The sequence below is a fragment of the Klebsiella sp. Ech2A genome (assembly GCF_030078455.1).
In the GTDB taxonomy this organism is placed as follows: Bacteria; Pseudomonadota; Gammaproteobacteria; order Enterobacterales; family Enterobacteriaceae; genus Klebsiella; species Klebsiella terrigena.
Genome location: NZ_JAQGFU010000001.1, coordinates 80,313 through 99,962, shown reverse-complemented (window position 1 = coordinate 99,962; position 19,650 = coordinate 80,313). Strand labels below are relative to the sequence as shown.

General features: G+C 58.1%; 16 protein-coding genes. 7 read left to right on the top strand and 9 right to left on the bottom strand.

The window, feature by feature from the left end; translation table 11 throughout:
• Nucleotides 1-57: 57 nt before the first annotated feature.
• On the bottom strand, nt 58-720 hold the full coding sequence (locus PFH44_RS00450; protein WP_283824059.1) for a LysM-like peptidoglycan-binding domain-containing protein: 663 nt from the start codon (nt 718-720) through the stop codon (nt 58-60).
• A gap of 347 nt (nt 721-1,067) precedes the next feature.
• Between PFH44_RS00450 and fklB the strand changes: the two genes are divergently transcribed.
• Together fklB and cycA are read left to right on the top strand one after the other, a co-directional pair.
• Nucleotides 1,068-1,688, top strand: a complete 621-nt coding sequence (gene fklB / locus PFH44_RS00445) for an FKBP-type peptidyl-prolyl cis-trans isomerase (protein ID WP_041143729.1) — start codon at nt 1,068-1,070, stop codon at nt 1,686-1,688.
• 306 nt (nt 1,689-1,994) lie between these two features.
• Nucleotides 1,995-3,398: a D-serine/D-alanine/glycine transporter gene (gene cycA, locus PFH44_RS00440; RefSeq protein WP_045853344.1), complete on the top strand. Its 1,404-nt coding sequence runs from the start codon at nt 1,995-1,997 to the stop codon at nt 3,396-3,398.
• Between the two features lie 332 nt (nt 3,399-3,730).
• On the opposite strand, the gene ytfE is transcribed toward cycA, so the two are convergent.
• From ytfE to PFH44_RS00420, 4 genes are all read right to left on the bottom strand, one after another.
• Nucleotides 3,731-4,393 (bottom strand): iron-sulfur cluster repair protein YtfE, encoded by a 663-nt coding sequence (ytfE, locus tag PFH44_RS00435; protein ID WP_283824058.1) that lies wholly within the window; start codon nt 4,391-4,393, stop codon nt 3,731-3,733.
• Nucleotides 4,394-4,475: 82 nt separating this feature from the next.
• Nucleotides 4,476-5,450, bottom strand: coding sequence for a DMT family transporter (locus PFH44_RS00430; protein ID WP_045853501.1), 975 nt, complete (start codon nt 5,448-5,450; stop codon nt 4,476-4,478).
• Nucleotides 5,451-5,525: 75 nt separating this feature from the next.
• A complete protein-coding gene (locus PFH44_RS00425) occupies nt 5,526-6,350 on the bottom strand; it encodes an AraC family transcriptional regulator (RefSeq protein ID WP_045853342.1) in 825 nt (274 codons plus the stop codon).
• Nucleotides 6,351-6,430: 80 nt separating this feature from the next.
• Complete coding sequence (locus PFH44_RS00420; protein ID WP_283824057.1) at nt 6,431-7,279, bottom strand: SDR family oxidoreductase; 849 nt, start codon at nt 7,277-7,279, stop codon at nt 6,431-6,433.
• 89 nt (nt 7,280-7,368) lie between these two features.
• On the opposite strand from PFH44_RS00420, the gene PFH44_RS00415 reads away from it, so the two are divergent.
• Nucleotides 7,369-7,749 carry a winged helix-turn-helix transcriptional regulator gene (locus tag PFH44_RS00415; RefSeq protein ID WP_045853340.1) on the top strand — a complete coding sequence of 127 codons (381 nt, stop codon included), beginning with the start codon at nt 7,369-7,371 and terminating at the stop codon, nt 7,747-7,749.
• Nucleotides 7,750-7,757: 8 nt separating this feature from the next.
• Here the strand turns inward: PFH44_RS00415 and PFH44_RS00410 are convergent, their stop codons facing one another.
• The gene (locus PFH44_RS00410) at nt 7,758-9,698 is read right to left on the bottom strand and encodes a bifunctional 2',3'-cyclic-nucleotide 2'-phosphodiesterase/3'-nucleotidase (RefSeq protein ID WP_283824056.1); all 1,941 of its coding nucleotides are present in this window, start codon (nt 9,696-9,698) and stop codon (nt 7,758-7,760) included.
• Nucleotides 9,699-9,888: 190 nt separating this feature from the next.
• On the opposite strand from PFH44_RS00410, the gene cysQ reads away from it, so the two are divergent.
• The gene (gene cysQ, locus PFH44_RS00405; protein WP_283824055.1) at nt 9,889-10,632 is read left to right on the top strand and encodes a 3'(2'),5'-bisphosphate nucleotidase CysQ; all 744 of its coding nucleotides are present in this window, start codon (nt 9,889-9,891) and stop codon (nt 10,630-10,632) included.
• Here the strand turns inward: cysQ and PFH44_RS00400 are convergent.
• Complete coding sequence (locus PFH44_RS00400) at nt 10,622-11,179, bottom strand: YtfJ family protein (protein WP_045853337.1); 558 nt, start codon at nt 11,177-11,179, stop codon at nt 10,622-10,624. The two genes, cysQ and PFH44_RS00400, sit on opposite strands and share 11 nt — an antisense overlap.
• Before the next feature lie 318 nt (nt 11,180-11,497).
• Here PFH44_RS00400 and PFH44_RS00395 point away from each other — a divergent pair, with 318 nt between their 5' ends.
• The gene (locus PFH44_RS00395) at nt 11,498-11,704 is read left to right on the top strand and encodes a DUF1107 domain-containing protein (RefSeq protein ID WP_041143739.1); all 207 of its coding nucleotides are present in this window, start codon (nt 11,498-11,500) and stop codon (nt 11,702-11,704) included.
• A 75-nt stretch (nt 11,705-11,779) separates the two neighbouring features.
• Here the strand turns inward: PFH44_RS00395 and paeA are convergent, their stop codons facing one another.
• A complete protein-coding gene (paeA, locus tag PFH44_RS00390) occupies nt 11,780-13,123 on the bottom strand; it encodes a polyamine export protein PaeA (RefSeq protein ID WP_045853336.1) in 1,344 nt (447 codons plus the stop codon).
• A gap of 172 nt (nt 13,124-13,295) precedes the next feature.
• The gene (msrA, locus tag PFH44_RS00385) at nt 13,296-13,934 is read right to left on the bottom strand and encodes a peptide-methionine (S)-S-oxide reductase MsrA (RefSeq protein WP_045853335.1); all 639 of its coding nucleotides are present in this window, start codon (nt 13,932-13,934) and stop codon (nt 13,296-13,298) included.
• Nucleotides 13,935-14,143: 209 nt separating this feature from the next.
• Between msrA and tamA the strand changes: the two genes are divergently transcribed.
• Together tamA and tamB are read left to right on the top strand one after the other, a co-directional pair.
• A complete protein-coding gene (gene tamA, locus PFH44_RS00380; RefSeq protein WP_045853334.1) occupies nt 14,144-15,877 on the top strand; it encodes an autotransporter assembly complex protein TamA in 1,734 nt (577 codons plus the stop codon).
• On the top strand, nt 15,874-19,650 hold the full coding sequence (gene tamB / locus PFH44_RS00375; RefSeq protein WP_283824054.1) for an autotransporter assembly complex protein TamB: 3,777 nt from the start codon (nt 15,874-15,876) through the stop codon (nt 19,648-19,650). Before tamA ends, tamB begins: the two co-directional genes overlap by 4 nt.

Genomic DNA, 19,650 nt, shown 5'->3' with positions numbered 1-19,650 from the left:
CCTTGTGCCGGCGTTTTGCTTTTCTGCCTTCCCTCACGCTAATCTATTCGCGATAGGCTATCGCGCACGAATAAAGCTGCCGTTTGCCTGACGGGTAAACAGCACCTGCTGCCCACCGCCGATATCGATAGTCAGGCCGGTTACCACCCCATTCGCATTCTGCCTAATCTGTACCGTTTGCCCGGTTTGCAGCGAGCTGAGCGGTTTTCCCGAACCTTCGACCTGAGCCATAGCGTAAACGTCGGTTGGCGGCAGGTTATGGTCGCGGAACAGCTGGGCCAGGGTTTTCCCTGATTCGATGCGATAGGTGCGCCACTGCTGCTCGATGCCCGGGGCAGATTGCTGTTGCTGCTGCTGAGGCGGAGAGTAGGTCTGATTCTGCTGCTCGGTCGGCTGCTCGTCCTGAACCGGCTCTGGCGCCACCGGCGCCATCTGATCGGCGTCGCTCACCGTAGGGGTTGAGGTAATGGGCGGCAGCGGCATCGCCTGCGACGACGATTGCGGCTGGGACTGCGACTGCATATCGAGGCTGGCGTCGCGACTGACCTGGGCGGACGTGCTGCTGTCCTCGGAGGGGAGCAGTATGCCGATAACCACCAGCAGGGCTCCGGCGATAATGCCCCGACGGTGCATTGGCGGCAGCGGATCCATAATGCGAATATGATCCGGGGCGTGCCAGATCTTCGCCAGGGTAGGTGTCATTTCAAAGCGCCCGGGCATGGCTTTCCTCCTGCTCCGCATATTTTTATGCTGCTCCGTAGAGTATAGATGGCTAACTTCCTGATGGACGAGACAAAGATATGTTTCGTGAGGTTAGCCTGATATTGCCTATTGTTTCTGTTTCCCTCAGATTTGTCATCATCCAGCGACAAAGTTTTACCCATCGCGCTGTGGCTGATATGCTGCCCACCGCTTTATACTCGTCGTCTTTCGGGTTGCCGGCTCGCCGGCAGTGCCGCTCGCTTCGCTTATGGCGTTATTTATACCGCTAAGGCTCAGGAGCCTGCCGCCTTCCCGCAGGCCGACGTTTATAGAGTATGAATTTTCCCCCCAAAAAAGGAACTAAGATGGCAACCCCGACTTTTGACACTATCGAAGCGCAGGCAAGTTACGGTATCGGCTTGCAGGTTGGACAACAGCTGAGCGAATCTGGCCTGCAGGGGCTGCTGCCTGAAGCGCTGGTAGCCGGTATTGCTGATGCGCTGGAAGGCAATCAGCCGCAGGTGCCGGTAGAAGCCGTTCACCGCGCGCTGCGTGAAATTCACGAACGTGCCGATGCGGTACGCCGCGAACGTTTCCAGGAGCTGGCGGCAGATGGCCAGAAATACCTCGATGAAAACCGCGAGCGCGAAGGCGTGAACAGCACCGAATCTGGCCTGCAGTTCCGCGTCCTGACCCAGGGCGAAGGCGCTATCCCGGCGCGTACCGACCACGTTCGCGTGCACTACACCGGTAAGCTCATCGACGGTACCGTTTTTGACAGCTCCGTTGCGCGCGGCGAGCCGGCTGAATTCCCGGTAACCGGCGTGATCGGCGGTTGGATTGAAGCGCTGACCCTGATGCCGGTTGGCTCAAAATGGGAGCTGACCATTCCGCACAACCTGGCCTACGGCGAGCGCGGCGCGGGCGCATCGATTCCTCCGTTCAGCACCCTGATTTTTGAAGTAGAGCTGCTGGATATTATCTAAGCAGTAGTGGCTTCCTCTCCCCATGGGGCGGGGAAGCGCTTAAAAATAGCGTAAAACGCTTAAGTTTGAATTTAGTTAGAGTTTAATGTTGCTTAAATGATTTTTTGGCGTAGTTTTGTGAGCTGTTTCGCGTGACCGGAGTGATATAACACTCACTTTAAACATAAAATTAACATTATATCTAAATCATAGTATTCATCCTTCCGATTCTTACCTAATATCGATAAGCCCTTTTCCAGGGGTGATGACTAATGACGGGCCAGTAGAGCCTGAACAACACAGACAGGTACAACAGGAAAATATCACATGGTAGATCAGGTTAAAGTCGCTGCTGAAGAGCAGGCTCCGACGGAACAAACGCTGCGGCGAAATCTCACAAACCGGCATATTCAGCTTATTGCCATCGGCGGCGCTATTGGTACCGGCTTATTTATGGGGTCCGGTAAAACCATCAGTCTCGCCGGGCCATCCATCATTTTTGTTTATATGATCATTGGCTTCATGCTGTTTTTCGTCATGCGTGCGATGGGCGAACTGCTGCTGTCGAATCTGGAATATAAATCGTTCAGCGATTTCGCCGCCGATCTTCTGGGGCCGTGGGCCGGATACTTTACCGGCTGGACCTACTGGTTCTGCTGGGTGGTGACCGGGATGGCGGACGTCGTGGCGATTACCGCCTACGCCCAGTTCTGGTTCCCGGGCCTCTCCGACTGGGTGGCCTCGCTGGCGGTTATCCTGCTGCTGCTGAGCCTGAACCTTGCCACCGTGAAAATGTTCGGGGAAATGGAGTTCTGGTTTGCGATGGTCAAGATCGTCGCTATCGTGGCGCTGATTGTCGTCGGCCTGGTCATGGTGATGATGCACTTCAAATCGCCGACCGGCGTAGAAGCCTCTTTTGCTCATCTGTGGAATGACGGCGGCTGGTTCCCGAAAGGGATCAGCGGATTCTTTGCCGGCTTCCAGATTGCGGTCTTCGCCTTCGTTGGGATTGAGCTGGTGGGCACCACCGCTGCGGAAACCAAAGATCCGGAGAAATCCCTGCCGCGCGCGATTAACTCTATCCCGCTGCGCATTATTATGTTCTACGTTTTCGCGCTGATCGTGATTATGTCGGTGACGCCATGGAGCTCGGTGGTTCCGACCAAGAGCCCGTTCGTCGAACTCTTTGTGCTGGTGGGCCTGCCGGCTGCGGCCAGCCTGATTAACTTCGTGGTGCTGACCTCCGCGGCCTCTTCGGCCAACAGCGGCGTATTCTCCACCAGCCGTATGCTGTTTGGCCTGGCGCAGGATGGTCAGGCGCCGTCGATGTTCGCCAAACTGTCGAAACGTGCGGTACCGGCGAAAGGCCTAACCTTCTCCTGCATGTGCCTGCTGGGCGGCGTGGTGATGCTGATGGTGAATCCGAGCGTGATTTCCGCGTTCACCATGATCACCACGGTTTCGGCGATCCTGTTTATGTTCGTCTGGACCATTATCCTGTGCTCGTATCTGGTCTATCGCAAAAAGCGCCCGCAGCTGCACGAGCAGTCGAAGTATAAGATGCCGCTGGGCAAGCTGATGTGCTGGGTTTGTATGGCGTTCTTCGTCTTCGTTCTGGTGCTGCTGACGCTGGAGACCGACACGCGCCAGGCGCTGATGGTGACGCCTCTGTGGTTTATTCTGCTGGCGGTGGGCTGGTTCTTTGCCGGTAAGAAGCGTCTGGCGAAATAAAAAATCGCCGGGAGCGATTTTTAACGTTGCTTGCAACGGCCCGTAGGGGGACGGGCAGGACGCCCGTCATAAAAAATCGTCGGGAGCGATTTTTAACGTTGCTTGCAACGGCCCGTAGGGGGACGGGCAGGACGCCCGTCATAAAAAATCTTCGGGAGCGATTTTTAACGTTGCTTGCAACGGCCCGTAGGGGGACGGGCAGGATGCCCGTCATAAAAAATCTTCGGGAGCGATTTTCAACGTTGCCTGCAACGGCCCGCCATAAAAAAAGGCCACCCGGAGTGGCCAATAAGACTGACAGTATCGAGGGCGCCCGCGGGCGCCTTTTTTATTTAGTTTCCGGCAAGGGCGCGCGGGAACAGGACGTTATTTTCCAGGCTGATGTGCTCCATCAGATCGTCGATCAGCTCATTGATGCCGTTGTACATCGCTTTCCAGGTGGTGCAGGCTTCCGGCGGCGGCGTCACGTTATGGGTGATGTGCTTGATCACTTCCAGCAGCTCGCCCGCTTCGTCGTGCTCGCTTTCCATCACGCTGATGGGACCAGCGGCCTGGGTCCCCATGCCCTGCTTAATCATCGGGAACAGGATCTGCTCCTCTTTCATCATGTGGCTGGAGAGCTCCTGGTGCAGCATCGTCAGGTACTTGGTTAAGCCGTTCGGCACGTTAGGCTTATCGGCATGCACGCGCTCAACTTTGGTGGCCTGCAGAATGAGCTCCGGCAGCTGCTCGCGATGGCGGTCATGATAGCGCACGATAATGTGGTCGATGATCTCGGCGTAGGGCGCGATGCGCCAGTCGCGCTCTGCCGGCTCTTGCGCAAGCTTCATCAGCTCCGCTTCGATGACCGCGACGTCCAGCTCTTTACGCGATGCTGCGCGATCCAGCGTTTGTTTCCCGCCGCAGCAGTAGTCCATGTCGTATTTACGGAACAGCGCGGAGGCGCGCGGGATCGTCAGCGCCAGCTCGCCTAAAGGTTGGTCACGGAAAGCCATAGCAATTACCTCGTCATCAAGAATATAAAATGTATTTTAAATGCATCTTATCGACAAGGGAATACCCCTTTCGGATACCAGGCTATTTTTTATTCGCGCTGACCTGCGCCACCAGCCGCGGCTTTTCCGGTCGGGCGCGCACGGCGGAGATAACGCCTAATACCAGCAGCAGGATACCGCTGAGCGTCAGCAGCGGCGGCAGGCTTTGGCGCAGCAGGAAGGTATACAGCAGACCGGCAAGCGTTTCGAAGACGATAAGCGGCCCGAGGATCACCGTCGGCAGCTTCTGGCTGGCGATGTTCCAGCACAAAGCCCCGACCCATGAGCAGAGCACGGCGATAGCCAGCATCAGCGTCACGAAGACCAGCGGACGCGGGCCAAAGGGAAGGGGGAAGCTGACCTGCTGGCCGTGCAGCCACCAGCAGGCGGCGACGTAGCCCACCAGCGACAGCGGCAGCGTCACCAGCGCCTGTGCCGTTGCCCACATCATCGGATGCTTATCCGGATTTTCGCGCAGCCAGCGGGCGTTGCGCAGCGCGTACCACGCCCAGCAGGCAACGGAGATCAGCGCCAGCGCGATCCCGGAGCCGTAGCGCCAGAAGCTAAACGCCTCCATGCCCTGGCGCAGTTCGGCGATATTAACGCACGTCAGGCCAAGCGCAATGCACGCCAGCGCCGGGAATAAGCGCCGCCACGGCAGCCTGCCGTCGCGCTGGCTGTAGAGCAGGTTAGCCAACACCGGCAGCACCACCGGCAGGGTGCCGATAATCATGGTGGCGACCGGGGCGCCGGTACGCTGGATAGCGCTGGCCAGGCAAATATAATAGATAAGGTTGCCCATCATGGTCAGCCCGCAGGCAACCCACCAGTCCTGTGCCGAAAGCTGGCGCAGCCTCACGCGGCCGAGCCACGCCAGCGGCAGGGCGATGAGCCCCAGCGCCAGATAGCGCCCCATTGACTGCAATACCGCCGGGTACTCCGGCACCACCTGAGGGCCGACAAAAATCAGCCCCCACATCAACCCTGCCAGCAGGGCATACAGCACGCCGCTAATCATCTTGCCATCCATCATCGTTATCCCTGGCAAAAGTGTAGGGGAGGCCGGCGCGGGAATATTGTATGAGATTGCGCATTAGCGCCGGATGACCTGCTTTTGATAGCGCACCGGGGTAATCCCGTAGCGGCGGGTAAAGGCGCGGGTGAGATGCGACTGGTCGGTAAGGCCGGCGGCGGCGGCAACTTCGGCGGCGGGCATCCCGTGCGTCAGGAAGGCTTTGGCGCGCCACAGGCGAATAGCCATCAGCATTTGATGGGGCGTGACGTGGAAATGGGCTTTAAACTGGCGCTGAAAGTGCCACGGGCTGAGGGCGGCAACCTGCGCCAGCTCATCCAGGGTGACCGCGCGCATATAGTTATCGTGCAGATATTCGCGCACGCGCTCGAAGCGATGGGCCGCTTCCGTCAGTACCGGCGCGTGATGGGCAAACGGGCGAAAGGTGTCGATAACGTCGAGCAGCAGGCCCTGCTGGGCCAGCGGATCGTCGGTGTGCCACAGGCCGTATATGAGATGGCAGAGCTGTCGCGAGCGCTTTGGATCCTGGCGCACCACTTCGCTGAACCACCAGTGGCGCGTGCCGGTCACCTCTTCCAGCAGCGCGGGATCGAGGTAGACCATCCGATAGCGCCAGCCGTCGGCGGTTTCCGCTTCACCGGTGTGCAGCTCGTCGGGATTCATGGTGACGATGGAGTTCACCGCGGCGACGTACTGGCTGCCGCGATAGCGGAAGCGCTCGGCGCCCAGCTCAATCGCGCCAATGCCGAAGGCTTCGTGGGTATGCGGTTCGAAGGCGTAGCGGGAGATATGGGCGTGATACAGCTCCACGCCCGGCACCTGCGCCAGATGGCGAAAGCGCGCGCTGTCTCTCTCATCGCTGAACTGTTCCGGTACGCCCTGCATCTGCTTTCTCCCCGTAGGCCATCCCTGATTATCGGAGATGACCTGCGGGGATGCTACAAAAATTAACCAGTTTGCAACAGTTACAGAATGCCTTTGACGCTCTCCGCCAGGGAGGTGGTCGGGCGGCCAATCAGGCTGCTCAGGGTATGGCTATCGTCAAACAGGCCGCCCTGAGAGGCGCCGATATCGGAGTCCGCCAGCATATCCGCCAGCCCGGCCGGCAGGCCCACGCTCTTCAGAGTCGCGGCGAAGTCGGCTTCGCTAAGGTTCTGATAAACCACGTTCTTACCGCTCTGTTTGCTCAGCTCGGCGGCCAGCTCGCTGAGGGTCCAGGCCTCGTCGCCCGCCAGCTCGTAAACCTTCCCGGCGTGGCCCTCTTCGGCGATGACGCGGGCGGCGGCGGCGGCATAGTCGGCACGGGTGGCTGAGGCAATTTTACCGTCGCCGGCGGCGCCGATAAAGACGCCGTGTTCCAGAGCCGGCGGCGCGCTGGCGAGATAGTTCTCGGTGTACCAGCCGTTGCGCAGAAGGGTATAGGCGATGCCGGATTCGGCCAGCATCTTCTCGGTTTCCACATGCTCAACGTGCAGGCCAAGCGGAGATTGATCCGCATGCAGCAGGCTGGTGTAGGCGATAAATTTGACCCCGGCGGCCCTGGCCGCCTGGATGACGTTGCGATGCTGGGACGCACGCTGGCCCACTTCGCTGGATGAGATCAGCAGCAGCTTATCCACGCCCTGCAGCGCGGCGGTGAACACCGCCTGGTCGGTATAATCCGCCTGACGGACGACGAGGCCCTGCTGGCTCAGGGATTCGGCCTTCGCCGGGTTACGGACAATCGCCACAATCTGGCTGGCGGGAACGGTTTTTAACAGCTCTTGCAGAACGTGGTGGCCTAGCTGGCCGGTGGCGCCGGTAATTGCGATCATGGGTGTTCTCCTTCGTGTTTATTGACTGTTGTGGTAAGCTAACACCTTAGCTAACTTTTAGTAAGTACGTACAAAAAGGTAAGTATGAAATGGCGAATCTGACGCTAAGTGAACAGCTGCGCGACGGCAATCTGTTTGCCGAGCAGTGCCCGTCCCGCGATGTATTGAAGCACGTCACCAGCCGCTGGGGCGTGCTGATCCTCGTGGCGCTGCGCGCGGGAACCCACCGCTTCAGCGATCTGCGCCGCAAGATGGGCGGGGTGAGTGAAAAGATGCTGGCCCAGTCGCTGCAGGCGCTGGAGCAGGATGGCTTTATCGACCGGGTGTCGTATCCGGTGGTCCCGCCGCACGTTGAATATAGCCTGACTCCGCTGGGTGAGCAGGTGAGCGAGAAGGTGGCGGCGCTGGCCGACTGGATTGAGCTGAATCTGCCCGCGGTTCTGGCGAACCACGAGCAGACCGTTGCCTGAGCAGAGAGCTACTTGCTCAGGTCCAGCTGATAGATGGCAAAGCCGATATCGTCGGTGGCGACCTGACGCATCGGGTACTGCGCCTGCTCTTTAATAAATGCCGCCGCTTTTTCGGTTGGCGCGGTTTCAAAGCGGATGTCCAGCGGCACCTTGCCGTGGATCGGCGCCAGGCGCCAGTTGTTATCCGCCGCCGGGTGGATGGCCCCCGCCTTTTTCGACTCAGCGCTAATCCACGCCGCCAGCACCGAACGGTTTTCATCCGGGGAAGCAAAAGCAATGTGGCTATCGCCGGTACCGGCGAACTTGCCGCCGTAGGCGCGGTAGTTGTTGGTCGCGACAAGGAAGGTGGCCGCAGGGTCGATGGCCTTGCCGTTAAAGGTCAGATCCTTAATGCGCTGCGCCTGCGGGTTAATCATCTGGCACTCGCCGTCGTAGCGCGCCGGCTGGCTGACGTCAATCTGGTAATTGACCCCGTCAATCACGTCGAAGTTATAGGTGCGAAAACCGTCCCAGTTGATTAATGACTGCGGCCTGCTGCTCGGGTCTATCTGATTGAACTGTCCGGCAGAGCACTCCAGCCACTCTTTAACCTCCTTGCCGCTGACCTTCATTACCACCAGGGTGTTCGGATAGAGATACAGATCGGCGGCGTTGCGGAAGGTGAGCTGGCCTTTCTCCACCTCGACGAAGCTGGCGGGATCGTTCTTGCGTCCGCCGACTTTAAACGGCGCGGCGGCGGAGAGGACCGGCAGCTTCGCCAGGTCCGGGTCGCCCTGAATAAAGTGCTCGACGTAGGCTTTCTGCGCCATATTGACCACCTGCACGGTCGGGTCGTCCTGCACCAGCGCAAGGAAGCTGTACATATTGTCGGAGGCGCGGCCGATAGGCTTGCTGACAAATTCGCGCGTCGCGTCGTGGTCGGCTTTTAGCACCGTCACCATGTTGCCATCTTCCGCGGCCAGCGACTTCTTCGCCAGCGGATCGTAGATTGGCCTGGCTTCGGCCTTCGCCTGGCTGACCTGCCATTTTCCGCCATCGTTGTTCAGTACCAGATCGACGACGCCGAGATGATCGCCCCACATGCCGGGCATCACGGCCGGAACGCCGTTAAGCGTGCCCTGCTTGATATCCGCGCCCTTGATGTTGGCGAAATCTTTCCCCGGGAATACCGCGTGCGCGTGGCCGAACATAATGGCATCAACGCCCGGAACCTGGCTGAGGTAGTAGACCGAGTTTTCCGCCATCACCTGATACGGATCGGCGGAGAGCCCCGAGTGGGCGATAACCACCACCAGGTCCGCGCCTTTCTCGCGCATTTGTGGAACGAATTTGCGCGCGGTTTCGGTGATGTCGTTAACGGTCACTTTGCCGGCGAGATTGGCTTTATCCCAGGTCATGATTTGCGGCGGCACGAAGCCGATATAGCCGATGCGCAAGGTCTGCGTTTTGCCCTCGCTATCCTCGACTTTGGTATCCTGAATCAGGTACGGGGTGAACATCGGCTGGCCGGTTTTTACGTCGATAATGTTGGCGTTGACGTAGGGGAATTTCGCGCCGGAGAGGGCCTTGTGCAGGAAATCGAGGCCGTAGTTAAACTCGTGGTTGCCGAGGTTGCCCACGGCGTAATCCAGCGTGTTCATGGCCTTATAAACCGGGTGAATATCGCCGCTTTTGAGACCTTTCGCCGCCATATAATCGCCCAGTGGACTACCCTGAATAACGTCGCCGTTATCGACCAGCACGCTGTTTTTCACCTCCTGGCGGGCTTTTTCAATCAGCGTGGCGGTGCGCACGAGGCCAAATTTTTCCGTAGCGGCGTCTTTGTAATAATCAAAATCCATCATATTACCGTGCAGATCGGTGGTTTCCATGATCCGCAAATCGACCGTCGCCGCGTTTACGCTGGCAGCGACCAGCGTGGCCAGGAGCGTTGCGCTAAACTTAATCATCAGAGGCGTCCTTTTTATGAGCAATGGCACAGAAGAAAATGTATTTACATTCTGTTGCTTACAGAATTGTGAATCATGCCAGAAAAACGACAATTGAAACCGTCATCGCTATCACAGATAGCGCAACTCGCAGCGATGCGATATAAATAAAACAACGAGTTAACGCCACTGCAACCAGATGAGGTGGAGAATGTTAGAACAAGTATGTCAGCTTGCACGGATCGCCGGCGATGCCATTATGGAAGTCTATGATGGAAATCAGCCGATGGACGTCGCCAGCAAGAAGGATGATTCTCCGGTCACCGCGGCGGATATTGCGGCGCATAAAGTCATTATGAGCGGCCTGCTGGCGCTGACCCCCGATATCCCGATCCTGTCTGAAGAAGACCCCCAGGAGTGGCAGGTGCGCCAGCACTGGGAGCGCTACTGGCTGGTGGATCCGCTGGACGGCACCAAAGAGTTTATCAAGCGCAACGGCGAGTTCACGGTCAATATCGCCTTGATTGAGAAGGGCAAACCGGTGCTTGGCGTGGTCTATGCGCCGGTGATGAAGGTGCTGTACTGCGCGGAAAACGGCAAGGCCTGGAAAGAGGAGTGCGGCAGGCGTAAGCAAATTCAGGTTCGCGACGCCCGGCCTCCGCTGGTGGTCATCAGCCGCTCCCACGGCAACGATCCGGAGCTGGAGGAGTACCTCGAGCAGCTTGGCGAACACCAAACCACCTCGATCGGCTCATCGCTGAAGTTCTGCCTGGTGGCGGAAGGTCAGGCCCAGCTCTATCCGCGCTTCGGGCCGACCAATAGCTGGGATACCGCCGCAGGTCATGCGGTCGCGGTTGCCGCCGGGGCGCACGTTCACGACTGGCAGGGCAGAACGCTCGACTACACGCCGCGTGAATCCTTCCTCAACCCCGGCTTCCGGGTATCTATTTACTGAGCAGCTTGTGCAGCAGGGCGACAACCTGCTGCACCTCATCCTGGGTCAGCGCGCCGTCTTTAGCCCACTGAACGCGGCCGTCTTTATCCAGCACCACGATGGCCGAGCTCTTCTCCTGCAGCTGCCACGCCTTACGCGCCAGACCGTTATCATCGACGATAAACTGCGACCACGGGTAGAGCTGCTTGTTGCTCTCAATGCTGCTGCGCACGAACACTCCTGAGCCCGGGATCGCGTCATCGGTGTTGACGATAGTGGTGGTCTGATAGCGATCGTGCGGCAGCTTCGCGGCCTTGATCGCCTCTATCAGCGTGGCGTTTTTCTCTTTTGCCGCGGTGCGCCCGGCGATGTGCTGTATCACGCGCACTTTTCCTGCCAGCTGCGAGCTATTCCAGTTTTTATAGCTAAACTTATCATTATCCAGAATGAGTTCTCCCCGGTCGGCGATGCCAACCGGCGCGACGCGCTGGCCATCGACAAAATTATGCGCCGAGGCGATCAGCGGAAGCAGAAGGAGTGAGGCCGCCAGAATTTTACGTAGGGTCATGATGTTTCCTTATTATGTACAGGTGATCCGACCACTTGGTCTGGCTTAAGCATAAGTGCGATTTAACGGCATGACACGCAATCAGAGTGCCAGATTGCGTGTTAACGCACATATTCGAATAAAATCGGTGACTTATACTCACTTCTACGTATGTATGAAAAGAAAATTCTTAATTAATGTCATCAAAAGGTAAATAAACTTATGCATGCTGGGTATTACAGAAGTTCTGGACTATAGTTTCAGGGCATTAAAATTTGCGCTCTGGATTCGTGGGCTAAGTGTGGCACCACAGGAGCGTAACCCTGGCAGGAGACAACAATGAAAATTTTCCAACGCTACAATCCGCTGCAAGTGGCGAAGTACGTGAAGATCCTGTTCCGTGGACGGTTATATATCAAGGATGTTGGCGCTTTTGAGTTTGATAAGGGCAAAATCCTTATCCCGAAGGTAAAGGACAAACAGCATTTTTCTGTGATGTCCGAGGTCAATCGTCAGGTTCTGCGTCTGCAAACAGAGATGGCTTAATCTGAAAAGTGGTATAGCTGTACGGTAAGAAAAACGGCTCCTGATAGGAGCCGTTAGTGTTTCTGAAGGCGGCGATTATGCCGACTCTTTTTCGCCTGTCATCGTTTCCGACTGCTTCGGTACCAGCACCGTCGGCTTGTTATCGATGCGGGTGACCAGCAGCTGATCGATGCGGTAGTTATCGATGTCCACCACCTCAAACTTGTAGCCTGAGAATTTCACCGCGTCGGTACGCTTGGGGATTTTACGCAGCATAAACATCATAAAGCCGCCGATGGTTTCATAGTTGCCGGACTGCGGGAAATCGTCGATATCGAGCACGCGCATCACGTCATCAATCGGCGTACCGCCGTCAATCAGCCACGAGTTCTCATCGCGGGCGACGATCTGCTCCTCCAGCCCCTGGCCAACCAGATCGCCCATCAGGGTGGTCATGACGTCGTTCAGGGTAATAATCCCCACCACCAGCGCATATTCGTTCATGATGACCGCAAAGTCTTCGCCGGCGGTTTTGAAGCTTTCCAGCGCTTCGGAGAGCGTCAGGGTATCGGGGACAATCAGCGTATTGCGGATCTGCACGCCGCCGGTCAGCACCAGGCTTTGATTCGCCAGCACGCGATTCAGCAGATCCTTGGAGTCCACGTAGCCGATGATATGGTCGATATCTTCGTTACAGACCAGGAACTTGGAGTGCGGATGCTCCGCAACCTTGTTCTTCAGGCTCTGTTCGTCTTCGTGGAGATCGAACCAGATCACGTTTTCACGCGAGGTCATCGACGACGGAACGGTACGCGATTCCAGCTCGAACACGTTCTCAATCAGCTCATGCTCCTGCTTACGCAGCACGCCGGCCAGGGCGCCGGCCTCAACGACCGCGTAAATATCGTCGGAGGTGATGTCGTCTTTACGCACCATCGGTATTTTGAACAGCCGGAAAATATTGTTGGCCATGCCGTTGAACAGCCACACCAGCGGGCGGAACACCATCAGGCAGAAGCGCATCGGGTTGATGATGCGCAAAGCCACGGCTTCTGGTGCAATCATACCGATGCGTTTCGGGGTCAGGTCAGCAAACAGGATGAACAGGCTGGTGACCAGAGTAAAGGAGATAATAAAGCTGAGCTGCTCGGAGAGTTCCGGCGACATATAGCGGCTTAACAGGCCGTTGAAGGCCGGGGAGAATGCCGCATCGCCGACGATACCGCCGAGAATCGCCACCGCGTTGAGGCCGATTTGCACAACGGTGAAGAACATCCCGGGGTTTTCCTGCATTTTGAGAACGCGCTGAGCGTTCACGTGACCATCATCGGCCAGCAGTTTGAGTTTGATTTTACGTGAGGCGGCCAGCGAGATTTCGGATATCGAAAAAAATGCGCTGACGGCAATCAGACAAAGTATTACTAAAATACTGTTTAACATAGTTTATCTAGCCGTTGAGGCCAGATCCTCGGAAGGGAAGTTGATAACGCTAATGTGGAATACATAAAAAACCGGTCCGAAGGCACTGGACCGGCTACAACACTGCCTAGTATAGCGTAAGGTACTGTAAAGCCGCCAGAGCGTTAATTGTGCGCCCCGGTAATATTCACTATCAGGCCTGTGGCGGCAGGCATACGCCGATCCCGCCGATCCCGCAGTATCCGTACGGATTTTTATGCAGATACTGCTGGTGGTCGTCTTCAGCATAGTAGAACGGCTTCGCCGTGGCTATCTCGGTGGTGATCTGCCGCGGGTCGTTGGCGTCGCGCATCGCCGCCTGAAAACGCGCCAGGCTCGCTTTGGCGGCCGCATCCTGCTCCGGCGTCAGCGGATAGATGGCCGAACGATACTGGGTACCGCGGTCGTTGCCCTGCTGCATTCCCTGAGCCGGGTCGTGGTTTTCCCAGAATACCTGCAGCAGCTGCTCATAGCTGACGACCTGCGGGTCATACACGATGCGTACGGCCTCGGCGTGGCCGGTGTCGCCGGAACAGACTTCGCGGTAGGTGGGGTTAGGGGTGTAGCCGCCGGTGTAGCCTGCGGCGGTGCTGTAAACGCCGGGCAGCTGCCAGAACAGGCGCTCAACTCCCCAAAAGCAGCCCATCGCCAGCAGCGCAACTTCCATTCCCGCAGGAACGTTAGTCATGGAGTGGCCATTGACGGCGTGGAGCGTTGCCACCGGCATGGGGGTGTTGCGTCCGGGTAGCGCATCCGCCTGGGCGACAAGATGCGTTTTATCAAATAGACTCACGGTTGGCCTCTCTGAAACATAAGTCGTAGTTAAGGTTGTAACGATGCGTGTCTTTTTACACAATAAACACGATCGGTACGTCTGGATTAAACATAAGAATTATTTGGGTTATCGTCACTTTTTCAACCCTTAGTTGTTAGGGTTTTGTTAAGCCGGGGATCGGCGCTTTCGTTTCCTTCGGGGGGAAACAAGGATATTCAGGAGAAAACGTGCTACAAATCCGCCAGTTATGTGTCACCAGCCTTTTGCTGGTCAGCGGGGTCGCTAGCGCCGCGAGCGTGCGTTTGCAGGTTGAGGGGCTATCCGGGGAGCTGCAAAAAAACGTCCGTGCCCGGCTGTCGACGATCCAAAGCGATGAAGTCACGCCGGATCGCCGCTTTCGCGCGCGCGTTGATGATGCCATCCGTGAAGGCCTGAAAGCGCTGGGTTACTACGAACCGACGATCGATTTTGATTTACGTCCGCCGCCGGCAAAAGGGCGGCAGGTGCTGATCGCCAAAGTGACGCCCGGCGAACCGGTGCGTATTGGCGGCACCGACGTGATCCTGCGCGGCGGCGCGCGAACCGACCGTGACTATCTGGATTTGTTAAAAACGCGTCCGGCAATCGGCACCGTGCTGAACCACGGCGATTACGACGGTTTTAAAAGCTCATTGACCCGCGTTGCGCTGCGCAAAGGCTACTTTGATAGTGAATTCAATAAAAGCCAGCTCGGGGTTTCTCTCGATCGCCATCAGGCCTTCTGGGATATCGATTACAACAGCGGCGAGCGTTATCGCTTCGGCGCCGTGACCTTCAGCGGATCGCAGATCCGCGACGAATATTTGCAAAATCTGGTGCCGTTTAAGCAGGGGGATGAGTACACCTCCGAGGATCTGGCGGAGCTAAACCGCCGCCTGGCGGCCACCGGCTGGTTCAGCTCGGTGGTGGTCGCGCCGGAGTTTGAAAAATCCAGAAAAACGAAAGTTCTGCCCCTGAAGGGCGTCGTCGCACCGCGCAAAGAGAATACCGTCGAAACCGGTGTCGGCTATTCGACCGACGTCGGGCCGCGGGTGAAGGCGACGTGGAGAAAGCCGTGGGTGAACTCCTACGGCCACAGCCTGACCTCCAGCCTCAGCCTCTCCGCGCCGGAGCAGCAGGTTGATTTCAGCTATAAGGTTCCGCTGTTGAAAAGCCCGCTGGAGCAGTATTACCTGATGCAGGGCGGCTTCAAGCGCACGGATCTCAACGATACCAAAGCCGACTCCACCACTCTCGGGGCGTCGCGTTTCTGGGAGATGTCGAGCGGCTGGCAGCGCGCGATCAACCTGCGCTGGAGCCTCGATCACTTTACCCAGGCTAACGTCACCAATACCACCATGCTGATTTATCCCGGGGTATCGGTTAACCGCACCCGCTCGCGGGGCGGCCTGATGCCGACCTGGGGCGATTCCCAGCGCTATTCGGTGGACTACTCCAATACCATGTGGGGCTCGGACATTAACTTTGTCGTCGCCCAGGCGCAGGAAGTGTGGATCCGCACCCTCTACGATCGCCACCGTTTTGTGGTGCGCGGTAACCTCGGCTGGATTGAGGCCGATAATTTCGACAAGGTCCCGCCGGATCTGCGCTTCTTCGCCGGGGGTGACCGCAGCATTCGCGGCTACAAATACAAATCTATCTCGCCAAAAGACGATGATGGCAAGCTGATTGGTGCATCGAAGCTGGCCACCGGCTCGCTGGAGTACCAGTACAACGTCAGCGGAAAATGGTGGGGCGCGATGTTTGTCGACGGCGGTGAAGCGGTCAGCGATATCCGCAGAAGCGACTTCAAAACCGGCGCCGGGGTTGGCGTGCGCTGGCAGTCGCCGGTCGGCCCGATCAAGCTGGATATCGCCGCTCCGGTCGGCGATAAAGACGAACACGGTTTACAGTTTTACATCGGTCTGGGGCCTGAATTATGAGTTTATGGAAGAAGATAAGCCTCGGGGTCGTGCTCTTTCTGGTCCTGCTGCTGGGCACGGTTGGCTTCCTGGTCGGCACCACCAGCGGCCTACACCTGGTGCTGAAGGCGGCGGACCGCTGGGTACCTGGCCTGGAGATCGGCAAGGTCACCGGCGGCTGGCGTGACCTGACGCTGGAGAACGTGCGCTTTGCCCAGCCGGGCGTGGCGGTAACCGCCGGTCAGTTCCATCTTGCGGTCAAATTACGCTGCCTGTGGGACAGCAGCCTGTGCGTCAACGATATTTCGCTGCGCGATATCTACGTCGCTATCGATACCGCAAAAATGCCGCCTTCCGCGCCGCCAGAAGAGGAAGATTCAGGGCCGCTGAATCTCTCCACGCCGTATCCCATCACCCTAAGCCGCGTCGCGCTGCAAAACGTTAACGTCAAAATTGATGATACCGCCGTCTCGGTGCGCGACTTCTCCACCGGCCTGCGCTGGCAGGAGAAAAACCTGACTCTGACGCCGACGTCGCTGCAGGGGCTGCTTATCGCGCTGCCGAAAGTCGCGAAGGTGGCGCAGGAGCAGATCGTTGAGCCGAAGATAGAGGATCCGCAGCCGCAAGAGAAACCGCTCGGCGAGACGATGAAGGCGCTGTTTGAGAAGCCGGTGCTTCCGGAAATGGCCGATGTCCACCTGCCGCTCAACCTCAATATCGAGGAGTTCCGCGGCGAGCAGCTGCGGATCACCGGCGATACCGATATGACCATCTACAGCCTGCTGCTGAAGGTCAGCAGCATTGACGGGCAGATGAAGCTCGATACGCTGGATGTCGATTCCGACCAGGGCAAAGTCACCGCCTCGGGCAGCGCGCAGCTGCAGGACAGCTGGCCGGTGGATATCACCCTCAACGGCGCGCTGAATATTGACCCGCTCAAGGGCGAGAAGGTCCAGCTGAAGGTCGGCGGCGAGATGCGTAAAAAGCTGACGGTTGGCGTTGATTTAGCCGGCCCGGTGGCGATGACGCTGCGCGCCGAAACGCAGCTGGCGGAAGCCGGGCTGCCGCTCAATATGGAACTGAAAAGCAAGCAGCTCTACTGGCCGTTTAGCGGGGAAAAGCAGTTCCAGGCCGACGATCTGCAGCTGACGTTCAGCGGCAAGATGACCGACTACGCCCTGGCGATGAGCACCGCGGTGAAGGGGCAATCCCTGCCGCCGGCGAAAATCAGCCTCAATGCTAAGGGCAACGAACAGCAGGTGAATATTGATAAGCTGACCGTCGCCGCGCTGGAAGGGAAAACCGAGCTAAAGGCGCTGCTCGACTGGCAGCAGGCGATTAGCTGGCGCGGCGAGCTGACCCTCGACGGCATTAACACGGCCAAAGAGGTTCCGGACTGGCCTTCGAAGCTCAACGGTCTGATCAAAACCCAGGGCAGCCTCTACGGCGGCAGCTGGCAGATGTCGGTGCCGGAGCTGAAAATCACCGGTAACGTGAAGCAGAATAAGGTTGATGTCAGCGGTTCCCTGCAGGGCAATAGCTATATGCAGTGGAAAATTCCCGGCCTGCACCTGGCGTTAGGTCCCAACAGCGCCGACGTGAAGGGTGAGCTGGGGGTTAAAGATCTCGATCTCGACGCCACCATTGATGCCCCGCATCTCGACAACGCCCTGCCGGGCCTTGGCGGAACGGCGAAAGGGCTGGTGAAGGTGCGCGGCACCGTGGAGGCGCCGCAGCTGCTGGCGGATATCACCGCCCGCGCCCTGCGCTGGCAGGAGCTGTCGATCGCCCAGGTTAACGTCAAAGGCGACGTGAAATCCAGCGATCAGATTGCCGGCAACCTCGACGTGCGTATCGATCGTATCAGCCAGCCGGGCGTCAATATCAGCCTGGTGCAGCTCAATGCGAAGGGGAATGAGAAGCAGCATGACCTGCAGCTTAGGGTGCAGGGCGACCCGGTATCCGGCCAGCTGTCGCTGGCGGGAAGCTTTGACCGCAAAGAGGAGCGCTGGAGAGGAACGCTGAGCAATACCCGCTTCCAGACGCCGGTGGGCCCGGTTTCGCTGACGCGTAATATCGCGCTGGACTACCGTAACCGCGAGCAGAAAATCAGCATTGGGCCGCACTGCTGGGCCAACCCTAACGCCGAGCTTTGCGTGCCGCAGACGATCGATGCGGGCGCGAGCGGACGGGCGGTCGTCAACCTCAACCGTTTCGACCTCGCGATGCTCAAGCCGTTTATGCCGGAAGCCACCCAGGCCAGCGGCGTATTTAGCGGTAACGCCGACGTGAGCTGGGACACCACCAAAGAGGGGCTGCCGCAGGGCAAGGTGACGCTGAGCGGGCGCAACGTGAAGGTGACCCAGACGGTCAACGATGCGCCGCTGCCGGTGGCTTTCGATACCCTGAACCTCACCGCCGATCTGCACAACAACCGCGCGCAGCTCGGCTGGCTGATCCGCCTGACCAATAACGGTCAGCTTGACGGGCAGGTTCAGGTCACCGACCCGCAGGGCCGACGCAATCTCGGCGGCAATATCAACATCAATAACTTCTCGCTGGCGATGATTAATCCGATCTTCTCGCGCGGGGAAAAGGCGGAAGGGCGGCTTAACGCCAACCTGCGCCTCGGCGGCGATGTGAAAAATCCGCAGCTGTTTGGTCAGATGCAGCTGAACGGTGTGGATATTGACGGTAACTTTATGCCGTTCGATATGCAGCCGAGCCAGCTGGCGATGAACTTCAACGGCACTCGCTCGACGCTGCAGGGCACGGTGAATACAAGCCAGGGCCAGATTAGCCTGAGCGGTAACGCCGACTGGACCCAGATAGACAACTGGCGCGCGCAGATTGCGGCGAAGGGCAACCGGGTGCGTATTACGGTACCGCCGATGGTGCGGCTGGACGTTTCGCCGGACGTGGTCTTTACCGCGACGCCGAGCTTGTTTAATCTTGACGGTAGCGTCGATATTCCGTGGGCGCGTATTGTGGTTAACGACGTGCCGGAGAGCGCGGTCGGCGTCTCTTCCGATGAGGTGATGCTGAACGACTCCCTGCAGCCGATTAAGCCGCAGAGCGCCGGTATCCCGATCAACAGCAACCTGACTATCCATGTCGGTAACAACGTTCGCCTCAGCGCGTTTGGCCTGAAGGCGCGCCTGACCGGCGATTTAAAAGTTGCTCAGGATAAACAGGGTCTGGGCCTCAACGGGCAGATCAATATTCCTGAAGGGCGCTTCCACGCCTACGGTCAGGATCTGATCGTCCGCAAAGGCGAGCTGCTGTTCTCCGGTCCGCCGGATCAGCCTTCGCTGAATATCGAAGCCATTCGCAACCCGGATGCCACAGAAGACGACGTAATTGCCGGCGTTCGCGTCACCGGCTCCGCCGACCAGCCGCGGGCGGAGATCTTCTCCGACCCGGTCATGTCGCAGCAGGAAGCGCTTTCTTATCTGCTGCGCGGCCAGGGATTGAGCAGCGGGCAGAGCGATAGCGCCGCAATGACGTCAATGCTTATTGGCCTGGGGGTTGCACAAAGTGGTCAGGTTGTGGGTAAAATCGGCGAGACGTTTGGCGTAAGCAATCTGGCGCTGGATACCGAGGGGGTAGGCGACTCTTCCCAGGTGGTAGTCAGCGGCTATGTGCTGCCGGGTCTGCAGGTAAAATACGGGGTCGGTATCTTCGACTCCCTGGCGACGCTGACATTACGCTATCGCCTGATGCCTAAGCTATATATGGAAGCGGTGTCTGGCGTAGACCAGGCTCTCGATTTGCTCTATCAGTTTGAGTTTTAG